14 protein-coding genes are annotated in these 16,224 nt (G+C 63.1%); 4 read left to right on the forward strand and 10 right to left on the reverse strand.

Annotated features, from left to right (window positions below; all coding sequences use genetic code 11):
- Nucleotides 1-15: 15 nt before the first annotated feature.
- From HGO38_RS15960 to mgrA, 3 genes are all read left to right on the forward strand, one after another.
- Nucleotides 16-1,284 (forward strand): SfnB family sulfur acquisition oxidoreductase, encoded by a 1,269-nt coding sequence (locus tag HGO38_RS15960; RefSeq protein WP_250956892.1) that lies wholly within the window; start codon nt 16-18, stop codon nt 1,282-1,284.
- Nucleotides 1,285-1,292: 8 nt separating this feature from the next.
- Complete coding sequence (locus HGO38_RS15965; protein WP_250956893.1) at nt 1,293-2,555, forward strand: SfnB family sulfur acquisition oxidoreductase; 1,263 nt, start codon at nt 1,293-1,295, stop codon at nt 2,553-2,555.
- Nucleotides 2,556-2,628: 73 nt separating this feature from the next.
- Nucleotides 2,629-3,672 carry an L-glyceraldehyde 3-phosphate reductase gene (mgrA, locus tag HGO38_RS15970; RefSeq protein WP_250956894.1) on the forward strand — a complete coding sequence of 348 codons (1,044 nt, stop codon included), beginning with the start codon at nt 2,629-2,631 and terminating at the stop codon, nt 3,670-3,672.
- A 68-nt stretch (nt 3,673-3,740) separates the two neighbouring features.
- Here the strand turns inward: mgrA and HGO38_RS15975 are convergent, their stop codons facing one another.
- From HGO38_RS15975 to HGO38_RS15995, 5 genes are all read right to left on the reverse strand, one after another.
- A complete protein-coding gene (locus HGO38_RS15975; RefSeq protein ID WP_250956895.1) occupies nt 3,741-5,105 on the reverse strand; it encodes an LLM class flavin-dependent oxidoreductase in 1,365 nt (454 codons plus the stop codon).
- Nucleotides 5,106-5,142: 37 nt separating this feature from the next.
- Nucleotides 5,143-6,396 (reverse strand): LVIVD repeat-containing protein, encoded by a 1,254-nt coding sequence (locus tag HGO38_RS15980; RefSeq protein WP_250956896.1) that lies wholly within the window; start codon nt 6,394-6,396, stop codon nt 5,143-5,145.
- Between the two features lie 76 nt (nt 6,397-6,472).
- Nucleotides 6,473-7,519 carry a substrate-binding domain-containing protein gene (locus HGO38_RS15985; RefSeq protein WP_250956897.1) on the reverse strand — a complete coding sequence of 349 codons (1,047 nt, stop codon included), beginning with the start codon at nt 7,517-7,519 and terminating at the stop codon, nt 6,473-6,475.
- A gap of 43 nt (nt 7,520-7,562) precedes the next feature.
- Nucleotides 7,563-8,597, reverse strand: a complete 1,035-nt coding sequence (locus HGO38_RS15990; RefSeq protein WP_250956898.1) for an ABC transporter permease — start codon at nt 8,595-8,597, stop codon at nt 7,563-7,565.
- Nucleotides 8,594-10,078: a sugar ABC transporter ATP-binding protein gene (locus HGO38_RS15995; RefSeq protein WP_250956899.1), complete on the reverse strand. Its 1,485-nt coding sequence runs from the start codon at nt 10,076-10,078 to the stop codon at nt 8,594-8,596. The genes HGO38_RS15990 and HGO38_RS15995 overlap by 4 nt, the downstream gene beginning before the upstream one ends.
- Nucleotides 10,079-10,381: 303 nt before the next feature.
- On the opposite strand from HGO38_RS15995, the gene HGO38_RS16000 reads away from it, so the two are divergent.
- Nucleotides 10,382-11,428: a substrate-binding domain-containing protein gene (locus HGO38_RS16000; RefSeq protein WP_250956900.1), complete on the forward strand. Its 1,047-nt coding sequence runs from the start codon at nt 10,382-10,384 to the stop codon at nt 11,426-11,428.
- Nucleotides 11,429-11,607: 179 nt separating this feature from the next.
- On the opposite strand, the gene HGO38_RS16005 is transcribed toward HGO38_RS16000, so the two are convergent.
- Genes HGO38_RS16005 through HGO38_RS16025 form a run of 5 tightly spaced genes read right to left on the reverse strand, consistent with a single transcriptional unit; the run spans nt 11,608 to nt 16,184 of the window.
- On the reverse strand, nt 11,608-11,970 hold the full coding sequence (locus HGO38_RS16005; protein WP_250956901.1) for a 4Fe-4S dicluster domain-containing protein: 363 nt from the start codon (nt 11,968-11,970) through the stop codon (nt 11,608-11,610).
- Nucleotides 11,967-13,556 carry an FAD-binding protein gene (locus HGO38_RS16010; RefSeq protein ID WP_250956902.1) on the reverse strand — a complete coding sequence of 530 codons (1,590 nt, stop codon included), beginning with the start codon at nt 13,554-13,556 and terminating at the stop codon, nt 11,967-11,969. The genes HGO38_RS16005 and HGO38_RS16010 overlap by 4 nt, the downstream gene beginning before the upstream one ends.
- 1 nt (nt 13,557) lies before the next feature.
- Nucleotides 13,558-14,325, reverse strand: a complete 768-nt coding sequence (locus HGO38_RS16015) for an ABC transporter ATP-binding protein (protein ID WP_250956903.1) — start codon at nt 14,323-14,325, stop codon at nt 13,558-13,560.
- Nucleotides 14,298-15,185, reverse strand: coding sequence for an ABC transporter permease subunit (locus HGO38_RS16020; protein WP_250956904.1), 888 nt, complete (start codon nt 15,183-15,185; stop codon nt 14,298-14,300). Before HGO38_RS16020 ends, HGO38_RS16015 begins: the two co-directional genes overlap by 28 nt.
- Before the next feature lie 21 nt (nt 15,186-15,206).
- A complete protein-coding gene (locus HGO38_RS16025; RefSeq protein WP_250956905.1) occupies nt 15,207-16,184 on the reverse strand; it encodes an ABC transporter substrate-binding protein in 978 nt (325 codons plus the stop codon).
- Nucleotides 16,185-16,224: the final 40 nt, after the last annotated feature.

The raw sequence follows: 16,224 nt of genomic DNA on the forward strand, positions 1-16,224 counted from the left end.
TCAAGAGGTTTTCCCATGGGAAGCATGAGCGACACCAAGATCGACTACAGCGTCCATCCGCGCGTCAATTCCACCGATCCCTTCACCGCGCGCCCGCGGCCTGCGAGGCCGGCGCATGTGATCAAGACCGACGAAGAGGCGATCGAGATCGCCGAGAAGCTCGCAGCGAGTTTCAAGGTCGGCGCGGCACTGCGTGACCGGGAGGGACTGCTGCCGATCGCCGAACTCGACGAGTATTCGCAGAGCGGTCTCTGGAGCATCAATGTGCCCAAGGCCTATGGCGGCCCGGAAGTCTCCTATGCGACGCTTGCCAAGGTGATTGCCACCATTGCGGCAGCCGATCCGGCCATCGCCCAGATCACCCAGAACCATCTGGCGATCGTCGCCACCGTCGACCTGGACGGTACGGAAGAGCAGAAGAAGCAGTTCTTCGGCTGGGCGCTGGAAGGCATCCGCTACGGCAACGCCTTCTCGGAATTAAAAAGCAAGACGGTCGCCGATTTCGAGACCAAGGTCGTCCACGCCGGTGACGACGTCATCGTCAACGGCGAAAAGTTCTACACGACCGGTGCGCTGCTGGCTCATATCGTGCCCATCGTCGGCGTCGACGAGACGGGGCAGGGCTATCTCGTTTTCGCCGATCGCGAGGCCCCGGGCCTGACCGTCACCAACAACTGGTCGAGCTTCGGCCAGCGGACCACTGCGTCGGGTTCGGTGAAGATCGAGAATGTTCGCGTGCCGAAGGCGCGTGCGCTGAAGGTCACCTCCTTCGACCATCCGACCGTCGGCGGCCCTGTCTCGCAGATCATCCAGTCGGCGATCGATGTCGGCATCGCGCGCGGCACCATCGACGACACAATCGAATTCGTCACCAAATACAGCCGTCCCTGGATCGACAGTGGCAAGGCAACGGCCGGTGAGGACCTCTTCACCATCGCCCAGATCGGCGACCTGAAGATCAAGTTGCATGCGGCCGAAGCCCTGCTGGAGATCGCCGGGCGCAGTATCGACGTCGCCCGCGCCAATCCGACGCTTGAGACGGTGTCCGAAGCGACGATCAAGACGGGCGAGTCCAAGGTGCTGACGACCGAGATCGCGATTCTCTCGACCAACAAGCTGTTTGAGCTCGCGGGCACACGCTCGACGCTTGCCGAGCATGGTCTCGACCGCCACTGGCGCAATGCGCGCGTCCATACGCTGCATGATCCGGTGCGTTGGAAGTTCTACCATGTCGGCAATTATTACCTGAACGGCGTGCATCCGCCGCGTCACGCCTGGAATTGAGCGCCACGATGAGCACGAATGATCGCAAGCTGCACCGGGAGGCAGCACTCACTGCGGGCCGACCGGCCCCGCATATCGCACCGCGCCGGACCCCGGCCCTTGTCATTCGGGACGATGCCGAGGCCATACAGGTGGCAAAAGATCTGGCCCGCGAATTTGCCATCGGCGCCGCCCAGCGCGACCGCGAACGGCGCCTGCCGCTCGCCGAGATCGATCGTTTCTCGCAAAGTGGCCTTTGGGCCATCAGCATCCCGAAGGCTTATGGCGGCGCCGGCGTCTCGGCCGTTACGCTGGCCGAAGTCACGGCCATCATCTCGGCGGCGGATTCCTCGATCGGGCAGATCCCGCAGAACCACTTCTATATGGTGGAGGCGCTGCGCCTGAACGGCAGCGAGGAGCAGAAGCGGCACTATTTCCGTCGCGTGATGGAAGGCGATCGCCTCGGCAATGCCTTCACCGAGATCGGCACAAAAACGCCCGTCGACTACAAGACGCATTTCGCCGAGCAGGACGGCAAGCTCTACCTGAACGGCCAGAAGTTCTACGCCACCGGCTCGCTCTTTGCCCATATCATCGTTGCCGTCGCCAAGGGGCCGAACGATCGTGTTCATCTGGTCTTCATCGACCGGGCGACCCCAGGTCTCGATTTCGTCGACGATTGGTCGTCCTTCGGTCAGCGGTCGACGGGCAGCGGTACCGTCATCTTCGACGATGTCGAGGTGACGCCGTTCCAGATCGTTGATCATGACGAAAGCTTCGAGCGACCGACGCCGATGGGTCCGTTCGCGCAGATCATCCATGCGGCGGTCCAGGTCGGCATCGCGCGCGGGGCGCTCGCTGAGACGATTTCCTATGTTCGGGCGCATGCGCGGCCGTTCTTCGAGCTGACGATCGAGCATGGCTACGAGGATCCGCACACCATCCACGGAGTGGGCGATGTGGCGATCCGCGTGCATGCGGCCGATGCCCTCTTGGCGCGGGCCGGCCGCCTTCTTGATCGTGCCACGGCCGAGCCGAATGCCAAAACGGTCGCGGAAGCCTCGATCGCCGTGGCGGAGGTCAAGGCGCTCGGCACGGAGGTGGCGCAACTCGCCGCGACCAAGCTGATCGAATTCGGCGGCGCCCGTTCGACGCTTGAGAGCTATGGCCTCGATCGCTTTTGGCGCAATGCCCGGACCCATTCGCTGCATGATCCGGTGCGCTGGAAATACCATCACATCGGCAATTTCTACCTCAACGGCACCCTGCCGCCACGGCACGGCGCCCTCTGACTTCTGGCAGGCCAACTTGCCGGCACATGACATCCTCATGTGCCGGATTTTCTTGTGAAATAGGACCCCCGCAATGACCTACCTCCCCGATCCCCGCCGCTACGATGATGCGACGTTTCGCCGTGTTGGGCGAAGCGGCCTGAAGCTGCCTGCCATCTCTTTCGGCCTCTGGCATAATTTCGGCGACACCACGCCGATCGAAACCCAGCGCTCGATCCTGTTCAAGGCCTTCGATCTCGGCATCACCCATTTCGACCTCGCCAACAATTACGGACCTCCCGCCGGCAGTGCCGAGATCAATTTCGGTCGTATCCTCAGCGAAGACTTCGCCGGCTATCGCGACGAGCTGATCATCTCGACCAAGGCGGGCTGGGACATGTGGCCGGGTCCCTACGGTCGCGGTGGCGGGTCCAAGAAGGCGTTGCTCTCCAGCCTTGACCAGAGCCTAAAGCGTCTCAATATCGAGTATGTCGACATCTTCTATTCGCATCGCTTCGACGCCGAGACGCCATTGGAAGAGACTGCCGATGCGCTGGCCCAGGCCGTGCGCCAGGGCAAGGCGCTTTATGTCGGCATTTCCTCTTATTCCGGCAACAAGACGCGCGAGATCGCAGCCCTGCTCAAGGAGCGTAACGTGCCGCTTCTGATCAATCAGCCGGCTTACAACCTCTTCAACCGCTGGGCGGAAAAGGATCTGTTCGCCGCGTCCGACGACGTGGGTGCCGGTGTGATTGCGTTTACGCCGCTGGCGCAGGGGCTGCTCACCAACAAGTATCTCACCGGCATTCCGGACGACGCTCGCGTCAACCGTCCGGGTGGCGATTTTCTGCGGCCTGAACATCTGAAAGAAGAGAACATCGTGCGGGCCCGCGCACTCAACGAGATCGCCAAGCGTCGCGGCCAATCGCTCGCCCAGCTTGCCATCGCCTGGGTGCTACGCGATCCGAGGGTGACCTCCGCCTTGATCGGTGCGAGTTCCGCCAAGCAGGTCGCCGAAAACATCGAGGCGTTGAAGAACCTCGACTTCACGGTGGAAGAGCTGGCGGACATCGATCGTCATGCGGTCGAGGGCGGCATCAACCTCTGGGAAAAGCCATCGCACGACGCCGTCGTTTGATCGGGTTCTTTGGAAATCAAGCGCCCGGTCGGATGGCCGGGCGTTTTCTGTTGCTGGTCGTTCAGACGTTAGATGTCTAGGCGACGCGCGTCGGCGGCCGGATGAGGGCTGGAGAGCCGCGGACCGGCGCCGAAAAGCTGGTGACGCAGGGTGCCACCGCTATAGGCCGTCTTGTAGAGCCCGCGTGCCTGGAGCTCTGGCACGACGAAAGTGACGAAATCCTCGTAGCTTTCCGGCACGACGGTGCGGGTCAGGTTGAAACCGTCAATCTCGCCCTCTTCGACAAAGCGTGCCAAGCTGTCGGCGATCTGCGACCCCGTACCGACGAAGGTGGGATAGCGACCGCCGAGCGCCAGGCCTTCCAGCAATTGCCGCTTGGTCAGCCCGCGTTTGCGGGCGGCCTCGATGCCCGACTGGATCGCATTGCCGGGCGCGCTGTCTTTCACGATCGGATCGTCCAGATCGAGTTGCGCGAGGTCAATGCCGGAGCCGGCAGAGAAATGCGCCATTCCCGCTTCGGGGCTCGCATAGCGGCGATAGTCCGCATATTTCTCCTGTGCCTCTGCTTCAGTCGCACCGGGTACGATCGATATTCCGACGAAGATTTTGATGTCATCCGGCTTCCGGCCAGCCTCGACGGCATCGGCCCGCAGAAGACGCGAAGTCTTCTGGGCGGTGGCGGCGTCGGGTGCCGAGATGAAGATGCATTCGGCATGGCGCGCGGCAAAACGGCGCCCGCGTGCGGACGTGCCGGCCTGGAAGATGACCGGTGTGCGTTGCGGGGAGGGGGCTGTCAGGTGATAACCTTCCGATTGATAAAAGCGGCCGGCATGGTGGATGGCGTGGACCTTGGCCGGGTCGGCATAGATCCGGTTAGCCTTGTCCTCTCGGACAGCATCGTCTTCCCAGCTTCCTTCCCAGAGCTTGTAGAGCAGTTCGAGCGCTTCCTCGGCCTGGTCGTAGCGGTCGTCATGGGCGGTCATGGCGCTGTTGCCGATGGCACGCGCGGCACTGTCGAGATAGCCGGTGACGATGTTCCAGCCCATGCGTCCGCCCGTCAGGTGGTCGAGCGTCGACATGCGCCGGGCGAAGAGATAGGGCGGTTCGGCATTGGCGTTGACCGTCACGCCGAAGCCGAGATGTTCGGTGACGGCCGCCATGGCCGAGACCAGCATCATCGGGTCGTGGACCGGCAACTGGATGCTTTCGCGCAGGGTCAGATCCACAGAGCCGCCATAGATGTCATAGACGCCGAGAATGTCGGCGAGGAAGATCCCGTCGAAGAGGCCGCGCTCCAGCGTGCGGGCGAGGTCGGTCCAGTAGCGCAGCGTGTTGAACTCGGTCGATCGGTCGCGGGGATGCGTCCAGAGCCCGTGATTGATATGGCCGACGCAGTTCATGCTGAAGGCATTGAAGAGGATCTGTTTCGGCATGGTTCCCCGCTTCGTGGATGGCTGTGTCGCGCCCGGTTCAGCCACCATACTCGATGATCTCAAGACCGGCATTGTAATCGGTGGCATAGATCAGCCCATTCTTGTCGACGAAGACGTCGGCCGACTGGATCACCTTCGGCCGTCCCGGTCTGCGGTCGGTCATGGTGACGGGATCGGCGGGCACCAGCGCACCGGTCTCGACCGGGTGGTAGGGGTCCGAGATGTCGAAGGCGCGAATGCCGGCATTCTGCCAGGTCGCAAAGATCAGCGTTTCCGATACGAAGGAGCCGGGGCGGTTTTCATGCAGGTTGTGCGGCCCGAAATGGCCGCCCTTAGCTGCGTAGTTGGCCTCTGACGGGATCGGCAAGGTCGAGATGCTGATCGGGTTTTCCGGCACGCGGATGTCGAAGATCCAGGTGTGCTTGCGGCCGTCTTCCTCGTTGTCGAGCACGGCCTCGTCTGCCACCACGAGCAGGTCGCGGCCGGGAAGCGGCAGTGGCGAATGCGTGCCGCCGCCATAAGGAGGCGACCAGTTGTGATGCTTGATCAGCTTGGGTGCGGAATGATCCTTGATGTCGAGCAACGTCAATCCGCCGTCGCGCCAGCAGGCATAGGCCGTGTCGCCGTGCACCAGCACATGATGCAGGGCAAAGCGCCGTCCGGTACCCCAGGCCGGTTCCTCGCCGGCAGCCTTGTTCATGCCGGGCAGCCACCAGCGGCCGACGATCTCGGGCTTTGTGGGGTCGCTGAGGTCGATGGTGACGAAGATATAATCGGTGAAGCCGTCGAGCAGGGCCGAGGCATAGGCATAGCGCCCGCCGACATACCAGAGCCGATGGAAGCCGATGCCGTCGACGTCGAGCTGGCCGATCTTGCGGGGGCTGGCCGGAGAGGAAATGTCGTAGACCGTCATGCCCGCCGTCCAGGCGCGCTCGCGCTTGCGGGCGGCGACCGTCTCGCCGACGGACTGGGTGTAATAGACCTTCTCGTCGACAAAGGTCTCGACATCGGCGAAGAGATCGAGCGCATTGATGACAAGCAGCAGATCGTCATGGGTCTGGAGATGGATGTTCCAGGTGTTGGCCGGTGCCGCCACGTAGTTGACCGTCTTCGGTGCCTTCGGGTCGCGCACGTCGACAATCGAGAAGCCTTGCGACCAGGGATGGGCGACATAGGCATGGCCGCGATGCACCATCAGTTGCAGACCGTCGCCCCGGCCGCCGATATCGCTGTGGCCGATCAGTTTCATGTTGCGGGCAAATTGCGGCTTGGGCAGGTCCGGGCTCGTCATCGTCGTCCTCATGCGAAATGGAAAGGGACGCGCCGCTTGGTCCAGCGCGTCCGTCTTGGGTCCTGAAGGGCTAGGACTACTGCGTAACGGTCGGGATCCAGGGAGCGGTTGCCGCATCGCTCTTCAGGAAGGCCGGGAACTTGGCCTGCAGCTCTTCGATCGTGCCGATCTTGTTGTTGATCAGGTCCTCGCGCGTGATCAGCGTCGGCTGCAGCAGAACCGAGCGGCCCGGATCCTGGCCGGCGATCGACAGCGACACGGCGCGCACGGAAACTTCGCCGACAACGGCAGCATTGGTGGCGGCAGTCGCGACCCAGGCACTGTCAGGCTCGGTGATCAACTGGATGTCGGCGGTCGAAATGTCGACGCCGTAGATCTTGACCTTCGAGGCGAGACCGAGTTCGTCGACGGCGAGCTTTACGCCCTTGGCGAATTCATCCCAGGGGGTGAAGATCACAGAGATATCCGGGTTTGCGGTGAGCACGGCCTTGGTCTGGTCGGCAACGGAGGCCGGCACCGTATCGTTGACCACGCCCCAGACAGCCTTTTCGGTCAGGTTGTGCTTGGCGACGTAGTCTTTCCAGACGGCGTAACGGCGGTCGAGCGGCGCAAAGCCCGCAACATAGACCGCACCGGCGGCAAAGCCGTCACCCTTGTCCTTGATCGCCTGATCCAGAACGAGTTTGGCCATGTCGGCATCGCTCTGCTCGATCTGCGGGATATCAGGATTGTCGAGGTTCACATCATAGGCAACGACCTTGATACCGGCGTCGAGCGCCTTCTGGGCGACGTCCTGCAGCACTTCCGGGCGGCCGTTGTTGATGATGATGCCGTCCACGCCGAGGTTGATCGCCTGTTCGACGAGGCTACGCTGGGTGTCGTTGTCGTTGCGGGCCTGGGAGATGGTCAGGTTGACACCGAGCGCATCAGCCTGGCGCTTCACTCCGGCCTCAAAAGCCTGCAGCCAGTCACCGCCGCCGAGGAAGCTGACGACGGCGATATCGACGGTCTCCTTGTCGAAAGGTGCTGGTGCACCGGCGATGCCGGCGGCCGAGGCCGGAGCGGCTGTGAGCAGCGATCCGGCGAGGATCGCGGATGTGATTGTCTTGAATGTCTGGAGCATGAGAGGTCCCCTTGTTCGAACAGTATGTTTGGCGATTGGAGCGTCAGGCGCGGCTGCGGCTGACGCCATAAGTCAGGGCAAGCGCACCGACGAGTACGGCGCCCTTGACGAAATCCTGGGTGTAATAGGGTGCGTTGAGCATGGTCAGCCCGTTCAGGAGCACGCCGACGAAGACGGCGCCGATCACGGTTCCTAGCACGTTCGGGCGGCGCAGGCCGAGGACCGCAAAGCCGATCAGCGAGGCCGCGACCGAATCCATCAGCAATGATGCGCCGGAGGAGACGTCGCCACGGCCGACACGGGCGGCGATGATGATGCCGCCGAGGGCTGCCAGCGTACCGGAGAGGATGTAGGCATAGGTCCTGATCCGGGCTGTGTTGGCGCCGGCCAGCCGGGCTGCAACTTCGTTGCCGCCGGTGGCATAGAGCAGCCGGCCGATACGGGTGCGTTCCGTCAGCACGAAGAGCGCGAGCGCCACCAGGACCATCAGGATGACAGGAACGGGGATCAGGCCGAACAGACTCGAGCGGCCGATCAGCAGGAAGCTGGGATCGACCTTGCCGGGGGCGGTCGTGCCATCGGGCAGGATGAGGCCAACGGAGATCGAACGGCCAGCGGTCGGGATCAGCTGCAGGCCCGTGAGCAGGAACATGACGGCCAATGTTGCCAGCAGATCCGGCACCTTCAGCTTGACGATCAGGAAGGCGTTGACCGCGCCGACCAGTGCGCCAAAGGCAAGCACGAGGACGACGGTCTCGATGGCGTTGAAGCCCAGCACGATCATCGCGTAACTCGCGGCCATCACGCTGGATGCCGCGACCGCGCCGACCGAGAGGTCGAAGCCGCCGATGGCGAGCGTCACGGTCACGCCGGCGCCGATGATCGCGACGACCGCAACCGCCTGCAGGATGCTCATCAGGTTGTTGATGTTGATGAAGGCTGGCTGCGCGATGCTGAAGAGCACGACAAGGCCTGCGAGCAGGATGAAAACGGCACCCCGGCGGACGGTTTCGCGCAAAAGTTCGGAGGTCGCAGGCTGCTGAGCGTGGGACTTTGAGCTGTCAGGGATTGTCGTCATGTGGAAAGGCTTTCGAGTGAGGATGAATGCCCAGCACCGATCTTGGCGGGACGAAGCGTGTGGTGATCGATCACGAAAACCCTGTCGGCCACTTCATAGGCTTCCTCCGGATCGGAGGTCGCAATCAGTGTCGCGCGGGCGCGGTGGCTGCGGATGGTGGCGATGATGTCCTGGCGGGCGCCGACGTCGACGCCCTGGAACGGCTCGTCGAGCAGCAGGAGAAGACCGGGTTCCACTTCCCAGCGGGCAAGCACCGTCTTCTGCTGGTTGCCGCCGGAGAGCGACCAGATGGAAGCATCGGGGCCGGCGGCCTTGATGCCGAGACGGTCGATGGCCCGCAGCGCTTCGTTCCGTTCGCGGCCGGAGAGCAGCAAATTCCAGGGATACCATTTCGGCAGATGCGGCAGGCTGATCGTCGCTTCGATGCTTTCGCCTGGCCAGCCCTTTGGGATCAGCGAGGAGCGGTGACGGTCTTCGGCCGCAAGTGCCACGCCACGGGCGATCGCTTCTGCCGGGTTTTGAGGATCGTAAGCTCGACCATCGAGCCGCATGCCGCCGCCTGCGAGGCGTCCGGCGCCGAAGAGTGCGGAGAGCAGCCTGCTCTTGCCCGCACCCAGCACGCCGGTGATCGCGATTACCTCGCCGGCATGCAAGGTGAGATCGAAGGGAAGGCTGTCCGGCAGGATCCGGGCGGCCTCGAGCTCCAAGACGGCCTTGCCGAAATCGGTTCGCCGTTCTGGTCGGGCCGCGCCAAGGGTGCGGCCGATCATGGTCTCAATTGCCTGGTCGAAATCCACTGGCCTCACGAAGCTGCCGGCATTGCGGCCGCCTCGCAGCACCTCGACCCGGTCCGCGATGGCGGCAAGGTCGGCGGTACGGTGGGAGATATAGAGGATGGCAAGTCCCCGCGCCTTCAGGTCGAGCAGTATCTCGTAGAGGCGTTTCGATTCCTGAGACGACAGGCTCGCGGTCGGCTCGTCCAGGATTAGCAGTTCGGCTTTGTCGGACAGAGCTCTCGCGATCGCCACCAACTGCCGCTCGGCGGCGCCCAGATCGGCGAAGTCGCGGTCAAGCGGCAGGTCGAAGCCGGCCTCGTCGAGAACCTGTCGGGCTGCGTGGCGCACGCTGCGGGCGGAGATGAAGAAGGGGCAGCCACCGTCGACATAGCGGTTGAGGAGCAGGGCATCTGCCACCGTCAGGCCGGGAATGCCGACGACATCGGTCGATTGGTGAACCGTCACGACACCCTTGCGCGTCGCTTCCGACGGCATCCTAGGAGCGAAGGTCTCGCCTTTGAAGGTGATGGTTCCCTTGTCTGCCCGGTCGACCCCGGACAGAATCTTGACCAGGGTCGACTTGCCGGCCCCATTCGCCCCCATCAGGGCGACGATCTCGCCGCGGTCGATATGCAGGGATGCGCCGGCAAGAGCGCAGGTCGAGCCGAATGTGCGGTCAATGTTTAAGGCGCTCAGAAGGGGCATCGCGGAGTCACCAATTGTGTCCCCTGTTTCCTAGAAGCTTCTCGCAGGCGAACAAGGGTGGCTGTTTCAATGTCTACCAAATCAATAGAATAAATTTCCAAATGACATTGCTGCGGCCTGTGTAGCGCGTTTGGGTGATGTCAGAGGCGACTGTTCGGCTGAGGTGAAACTTCCGTCCATGACACGAGGCGTAGCAAAGAAATCCGCCTCTCGCCAAAAATTGGCAAATCATAAGTCTATAAAAACTGTGTATTAATTGGATATTAAATCGGCGGATCAACTGTCTGACCTGATGGAGTTACAATGACCCACGCCCTTCGCCTTTTCGCCTTTACCGCCCTTTCGGCTTTCGCGCTCGTTCCCGCAGTCTCGGCCGAAGGGATTGCCGGCGCGCCGGCCCCCTTCGACAAGGGCGGCGTCAAGCTGGCGCTGATCAGCTATATCTCGGCCGGTGACTTTTTCCAGGCCTATCAGGCGGGTGCTGAAGCCCAGGCCAAGGCGCTCGGTGTCGACCTGCGCGTCTTCCCCGGTCGCCAGGATGCCGCCGAGCAGCGCGAGCAGATCCTCCAGGCGATCAATCTCGGTGTCCAGGGCATCGTGGTTGACCACGGCCTGCCGGAATCGCTGTCGGATGTGGTGCAGCAGGCGCTGGACAAGGGCATCAAGGTCGTCGCCTTCGACGTTAACCTCGACAATGCCAAGATCCCGCAGATCGAGCAGTCGGACCACAAGCTGGCCGAGGTCGCGCTGGAGCAGGCCATCAAGGACAATGGCGCCAGCTTTAATGCCGGCTATGTTTATGTCGCGGGTTTTGCGCCGCTCGATCGCCGCAACGAGATCTGGGACAAGGTGAAGGCCGCCCATCCGGGGATCGTCGAGAAGGCACGCTTCGGCAATGTCAGCGACACGACGGCGACCAGCACCGCCGACCAGGCAAAGGCCGTGTTCCAGGCGAACCCTGATATCACCGTCGTCTTCGCACCCTATGACGAATTCGCACGTGGCGTGAAGCTCGCCGCCGCCGATCTCGGCATCTCCAGCAAGTTGAAGATTTATTCGGCCGACATCTCGACCGCCGATATCCAGGAAATCGTCGAAGAAGGCAGTCCCTGGGTCGCGACCGCTGCCACCAACCCGGCGGTCGTCGGTGCCGTCTCGATCCGCGCTGCCGCGCTGCAGATCGCCGGCGAAGAAGTGCCGGCCAAGATCGTCGTCGATCCGGTGCTCGTCACGCAGCAGGAGTTGCGCAAAGCGGGCGTTAACACGATCGAGGACCTTGCCAAGAAGATCCCCGCCTTCTCGACCAGTGCGGCTGCAACCGCGTCCTGGATTCCGTCTGCAGCCTTCTGAGCATATCCTCCCAAGCAGGCTCGGCGCAGCGGCGGGGCGGAGATCAACGAGGGATCTTCGCCCCTTTCCGTTGGCAAAGGCTTAGCGGATCGAACGGGACATCATCCAAGCGTCTGCGCATCAATCTAAACAGTGAATCCCAAATTCAGCCCGTCGACGAGGAGTTTTGCAGCAGCCTGCTATACCTGCCCCGCCGGTGCCGCGCCGCGGGCACGCAGGAACACGTTTTCCATCTGCCAGTGTTCGTTGGTATAGCGGGGATCGCCTGCCCATTCGTCCCAGCCATGGTTGCGGCGAAATTCGCCCAGCAGGCCGGAAGCCAGAATGACGTCCTTGTCGACAGGCTCGGGCCGCTCGCAGTCCGGCCCGACATAGATGGCGTCATGCGGGCAATAAAGCTCACACATGTAACAGGTCTCGCACTCGTCCTGGCGTGCGATCCGCGGGATGCCGCCGGGAACAATAGCCAGCACGTTCGTTGGGCAGATTTCGACGCATTTGTTACAGGCCGCGCAACGGTCCTCGATGATAAGTTCGATCATGATGCACGCTCCAGGAGCTGCCCGCTTTCCCTGGCGGTCCAGACCTTATCGAGGCCGCCCACCAGAATGCGATGGTTGAGCCTGGGATCGACGTCCGGCCTGTCGTCGCGCTGGTGCATGCCGCGGCTTTCGTCGCGCGCCAGCGCCGATGCTGCCGACCAGCGCGCTGTTGCCAGCATGGCTGCGGTCTCCCGGGTGCGCAATACGGCGTCGTCTTTGCCGAGCGCATGCGCATGAAAGACGCTCCAGACATCTTCCAGCACTGCGCCGGATCGCTTCAATTTGTCGGCCGTGCGGAAGATGTTCTTGTCGAAGGACAGCATTTCGTTCTGGATCACCGAAAGCGTCGCCTTGAGGTCCACGTCATGCCGGGAGACCGGCCGTAGCCCCGCCTGCCCGATGGCACGGCCCGCATCGCGGCCCTTCTGGCGTGCGGCAAACCGGGTGGCGCCTTCCCCGGCCCACTGCCCGGAAGACACGGCCCAGGCCGAGTTGACATTGCCGCCGCCCGAGATCGCGCCCGCCACCAGTTCGCGGGTCGCGGCGTCCCCCGCCGCATAGAGCCCCGGGACGGAGGTGCTGCAATCCTCGGAGACGACGCGCAATCCCCCGATCCCGCGGACTGTGCCCTCGCCATGCATCGTGACCTCGAACTTGTCGGCATAGGGGTTGATGCCCCGCCGGCGGAAGGGAAGCATGAAATTGGGCGAGATGGTCGGCACCTGCTCCCTTATATCCTGCGGTGTGCGGCTGAGATCGCAGAAAACCTTGCCGCGCAGCATCGCCTGGGCCAGCGGCCGGGTCATGTCGGGCCCCGGCGGCAGCGGAATGACCGCACCGTCTTCGTCATAGTAGGTTGCGAAGGCATAGGACATCGACCGGGTCATGTTCGTGCCGGCCAGTGCCACCGTATAATAATTGGTGAACTCCATACCGGAAAGCTCGGCGCCCGCCTCGGCCGCCATGAGATAGCCGTCGCCGGTATTGGTGTGCGATCCCAGGAGGTGGGACAGGAACGAGGTTCCGCCCGTTGCCAGCACCACGGCGCCGGCATTGACCTGCCATTCCCCGCCCTTCTGCCGGCGAATGCCCCGTGCTCCGCTGATCGAGCCATCGGCGCGCTGCAGCAGTTCCAGCGCGGGACAGTGATCGAGCACGGTGACACCGAGACTGTCGACGATCTTGCGAAGGGCGCGCATATATTCCGGGCCGCGCAATTCGCGGTAGCGCGTGGCGCCGGTATTGTCCTTGGAGAAATCATAGAATCCCTGGAGCGTCGGCAGGCTTTCCCAGGTTTTTTCCAGGACACGCGCCATCCATTGCGGCTCGTTGATGCCGAAGCCGGTCTTCTGCCTGTTTCGGATGGCGTTTTCGCGCAGTTCCGGCGGGTCGGGCGATATCCACCAATGGCCGGGGCCGGCAGTGGCCGTGACGCCGCTCGTGCCGCAATATCCCTTGTCGGCAAGGATGACGGTGGCACCGGCGCGACGCGCGGCAGCGGCCGCCCAACAGCCGGCAAGGCCGCCACCGATGATCAGCACATCCGCACCGAGATGGATCGTGTGGTCGCTATGAGCGATGCTCATGTCAGGAATTCCCGTGCGTGCCGTGCCGTACGCCCAGCCAATCCAGCAGGCGGCCACGCGTGGCGGCAACCACCGGATCGGCCACGTCGCGCGGCCGCGGCAGGTCGATCCTCTCTTCATGGGCGATGACGCCATCCTTCATCACCAGCACGCGGTCGGAGAGCAGCACCGCCTCCTCGACATCATGGGTGACCAACAGGATGGCGCAGCCATGCCTTTGCCAGAGTTCGCCGACCAGTTCCTGCGCCTTGATCCGCGTCAGGGCATCGAGCGCGGCAAAGGGTTCGTCCAGCAGCAGAAGGTCTGGCTGGCGCACCAGCGCACGGGCTAGCGATGCGCGCTGGGCCTCGCCGCCGGACAGAACCTTGGGCCATTGCTCGGCCCGATGGCCAATCCCGACTTCGTCCAGCGCGGCAAGGGCCTGCTTGCGGTCGCCGCCGGGAAGCCCCAGCACGACATTGCGCCACACAGTCTTCCACGGCAGCAGCCTCGGCGCCTGAAAGGCAACCGCGCGGCGGCGCGGCACCTCGACATCGCCGACGAATTCGCGGTCGAGATCGGCAAGAATGCGCAGAAGCGTGCTCTTTCCGCAGCCGCTCGCCCCCAGAAGCGCCACGAATTCGCCGGGCGCAATGTCGAGGTCGAGATCCTGCAACACCTCCCGCGGGCCGAACCGGCGCGTCAGGCCCCGCACCTTGACGGCGCTCGGAAGTGCCACCGGTGGGATAGGATGCGGGCTGCTCACGTTCCGTTGAAGGCCGGTCGCCATGACAGAAACACCTTTTCAAGAGTACGGACGATGAAGTCGACGGCCAGACCAAGCAGAGCGTAGACCACGAGACAGACGACGATGACATCGGTCTGGAAGAACTCGCGGGCATTGGCCATGAGATAGCCGATGCCGGCGGTGGCATTGATCTGTTCGCCAAAGACCAGTGCCAGCCAGGCGATACCGAGCGAATAGCGCAGCCCGACCAGCGCGCTCGGCAGGGCGCCGGGCAACACCACGTTGAAGATCATCCGCGCCCGCGACAATCCAAGCGTCCTGCCGACCTCGATCAGCGACTGGTCGACATTGCGGATGCCGGCATAGACGTTCAGATAGAGGGGAAAGGCCGTTCCCAGCGCGATCAGCGCGATCTTCGGGGCTTCGCCAATTCCGAACCAGATGATCAGCAGCGGGATGAGCGCAACATTGGGCACGGTGCGCAGCATCTGCATGGTCGCATCGATAAGATCCTCACCCAGCCTGAACAGGCCCGACAGCACGGCCAGCGTGACGCCGATCGAGCCGCCGATCGCCAGCCCCGTCAAGGCGCGACCAAGCGACACGCCCATGGCCTGCGGCAGTTCTCCGGTCTCGATCAGCTTGGCCGCGCTGGACAGGACCGTTGAGGGTCCGGCCAGCACCTCTCCCGGCAGCACGCCCGTTACCGATAGCACATGCCACAGCGCCACGAGAGCGACCGGTCCCGATGTGCGGCGCAGCCAGCGGGGCAATCCTCGCCTTGCCTCCGACACCGGTTCGATCTTCTGCAGGGAAAGACCTTCTGGGCTGTGTGCCGCTTCAGGCTCCTGACGCTGCGCGGCATCCTCGATGAGGGGTAGACCTATCGTCGCAAAAGCCATGGATTATCCCTCGCGTTTTGCTTAGTTGGTCGGAATGCCGCGATAGACGTGGTCGGCCAGATTGGCCTGTCCCGTCAGCACGCCGGCTTCCTTCCAGGTCTCGAACACGTTCTGAAGGGAGGCGACAAAAGCATCATCGATGGGCTGGCGTTTGTAGGCAGCCTCGTCGGGGTAGATCTTCTCGATCGTCGCCTTGTCCTGCTTGGCAAAGCCTGCATAGAACTCGACATAGGCGTCCTTGTTGTTGAGCGACCAGTCGTAGCCCTTTTCAAGGCGCGAGGAGAAATCGGCGATGGCTGCGACCTTGCCGGGATTGGCCAGCGCAGTCTCGGTCGCGCTCAGCACGTAATTGCCGGTGCTGATACCCTTGCCGTCCAGCAGGACGTTTGCCTTCAGCGTGCCGATCGTGCGGGCCTTGTAGACACCCCAGGTGCCCCATGCATCGATGCTGCCGGCCTGGAAGGCGGCGCTCGCATCGGCAGGCGTGAGGAAGGCCAGCTTGACATCTTCAGCCTTCAATCCTGCCTGTTTCAGGGCGCCGATCGTCAGATAGTGGGCGACGCTGCCGCGGGTGGTCGGAGAGATGGTCTTGCCCTTGAGGTCGGCCAGCGTCTTGATGGGGCTGTCGGCCGGCACGAGGATGCTGCTACCCAGACCGCCATTGGAGAAATTGGCGACGACCTTGATCTTGGAGCCGCCGGCAATGGCGCTGACGGTCGGCGAGTCGGCCGCTTGGCCGATATCGACCGCATCGGCCTTCAATGCTTCGTGGAGGTTGACGGCCGCCGGAAAGACCGACCATTCGATCTGGTATGGCACGTCCTTCAGCAGGCCGGCAGCCTCCAGCTTGGCGCGCGTTGCGCCTGTCTGGTCGCCGACACGCAGCGTGACTTTGCTAAGGTCTTCGGCGGCATAGACCGGGAAAAATGCACCGAACGAAAAGGCGGTGACGAGACCACCAAGTGCGGTGTTGAACAGGCGTCTGGAGATGTTTGTCATGGTTGCAGCTTTCAAGGAGTTCGGGATCAGATGGCGATGG

Origin of the sequence: Rhizobium sp. CG5 (assembly GCF_023701945.1) — a bacterium.
Classification (GTDB): domain Bacteria; phylum Pseudomonadota; class Alphaproteobacteria; order Rhizobiales; family Rhizobiaceae; genus Allorhizobium.

What these genes read in the sequence shown, in the direction of transcription:
- HGO38_RS16000 (WP_250956900.1), top strand. Translation starts at nt 10,382, where the DNA reads ATGACCCACGCCCTTCGCCTTTTCGCCTTTACCGCCCTTTCGGCTTTC.
- HGO38_RS15965 (WP_250956893.1), top strand. Translation starts at nt 1,293, where the DNA reads ATGAGCACGAATGATCGCAAGCTGCACCGGGAGGCAGCACTCACTGCG.
- HGO38_RS16015 (WP_250956903.1), bottom strand. Translation starts at nt 14,325, where the DNA reads ATGGCGACCGGCCTTCAACGGAACGTGAGCAGCCCGCATCCTATCCCA.
- HGO38_RS16005 (WP_250956901.1), bottom strand. Translation starts at nt 11,970, where the DNA reads ATGATCGAACTTATCATCGAGGACCGTTGCGCGGCCTGTAACAAATGC.
- HGO38_RS16020 (WP_250956904.1), bottom strand. Translation starts at nt 15,185, where the DNA reads ATGGCTTTTGCGACGATAGGTCTACCCCTCATCGAGGATGCCGCGCAG.
- HGO38_RS15985 (WP_250956897.1), bottom strand. Translation starts at nt 7,519, where the DNA reads ATGCTCCAGACATTCAAGACAATCACATCCGCGATCCTCGCCGGATCG.
- HGO38_RS15960 (WP_250956892.1), top strand. Translation starts at nt 16, where the DNA reads ATGGGAAGCATGAGCGACACCAAGATCGACTACAGCGTCCATCCGCGC.
- mgrA (WP_250956894.1), top strand. Translation starts at nt 2,629, where the DNA reads ATGACCTACCTCCCCGATCCCCGCCGCTACGATGATGCGACGTTTCGC.
- HGO38_RS15980 (WP_250956896.1), bottom strand. Translation starts at nt 6,396, where the DNA reads ATGACGAGCCCGGACCTGCCCAAGCCGCAATTTGCCCGCAACATGAAA.
- HGO38_RS15990 (WP_250956898.1), bottom strand. Translation starts at nt 8,597, where the DNA reads ATGACGACAATCCCTGACAGCTCAAAGTCCCACGCTCAGCAGCCTGCG.
- HGO38_RS15995 (WP_250956899.1), bottom strand. Translation starts at nt 10,078, where the DNA reads ATGCCCCTTCTGAGCGCCTTAAACATTGACCGCACATTCGGCTCGACC.
- HGO38_RS15975 (WP_250956895.1), bottom strand. Translation starts at nt 5,105, where the DNA reads ATGCCGAAACAGATCCTCTTCAATGCCTTCAGCATGAACTGCGTCGGC.
- HGO38_RS16010 (WP_250956902.1), bottom strand. Translation starts at nt 13,556, where the DNA reads ATGAGCATCGCTCATAGCGACCACACGATCCATCTCGGTGCGGATGTG.
- HGO38_RS16025 (WP_250956905.1), bottom strand. Translation starts at nt 16,184, where the DNA reads ATGACAAACATCTCCAGACGCCTGTTCAACACCGCACTTGGTGGTCTC.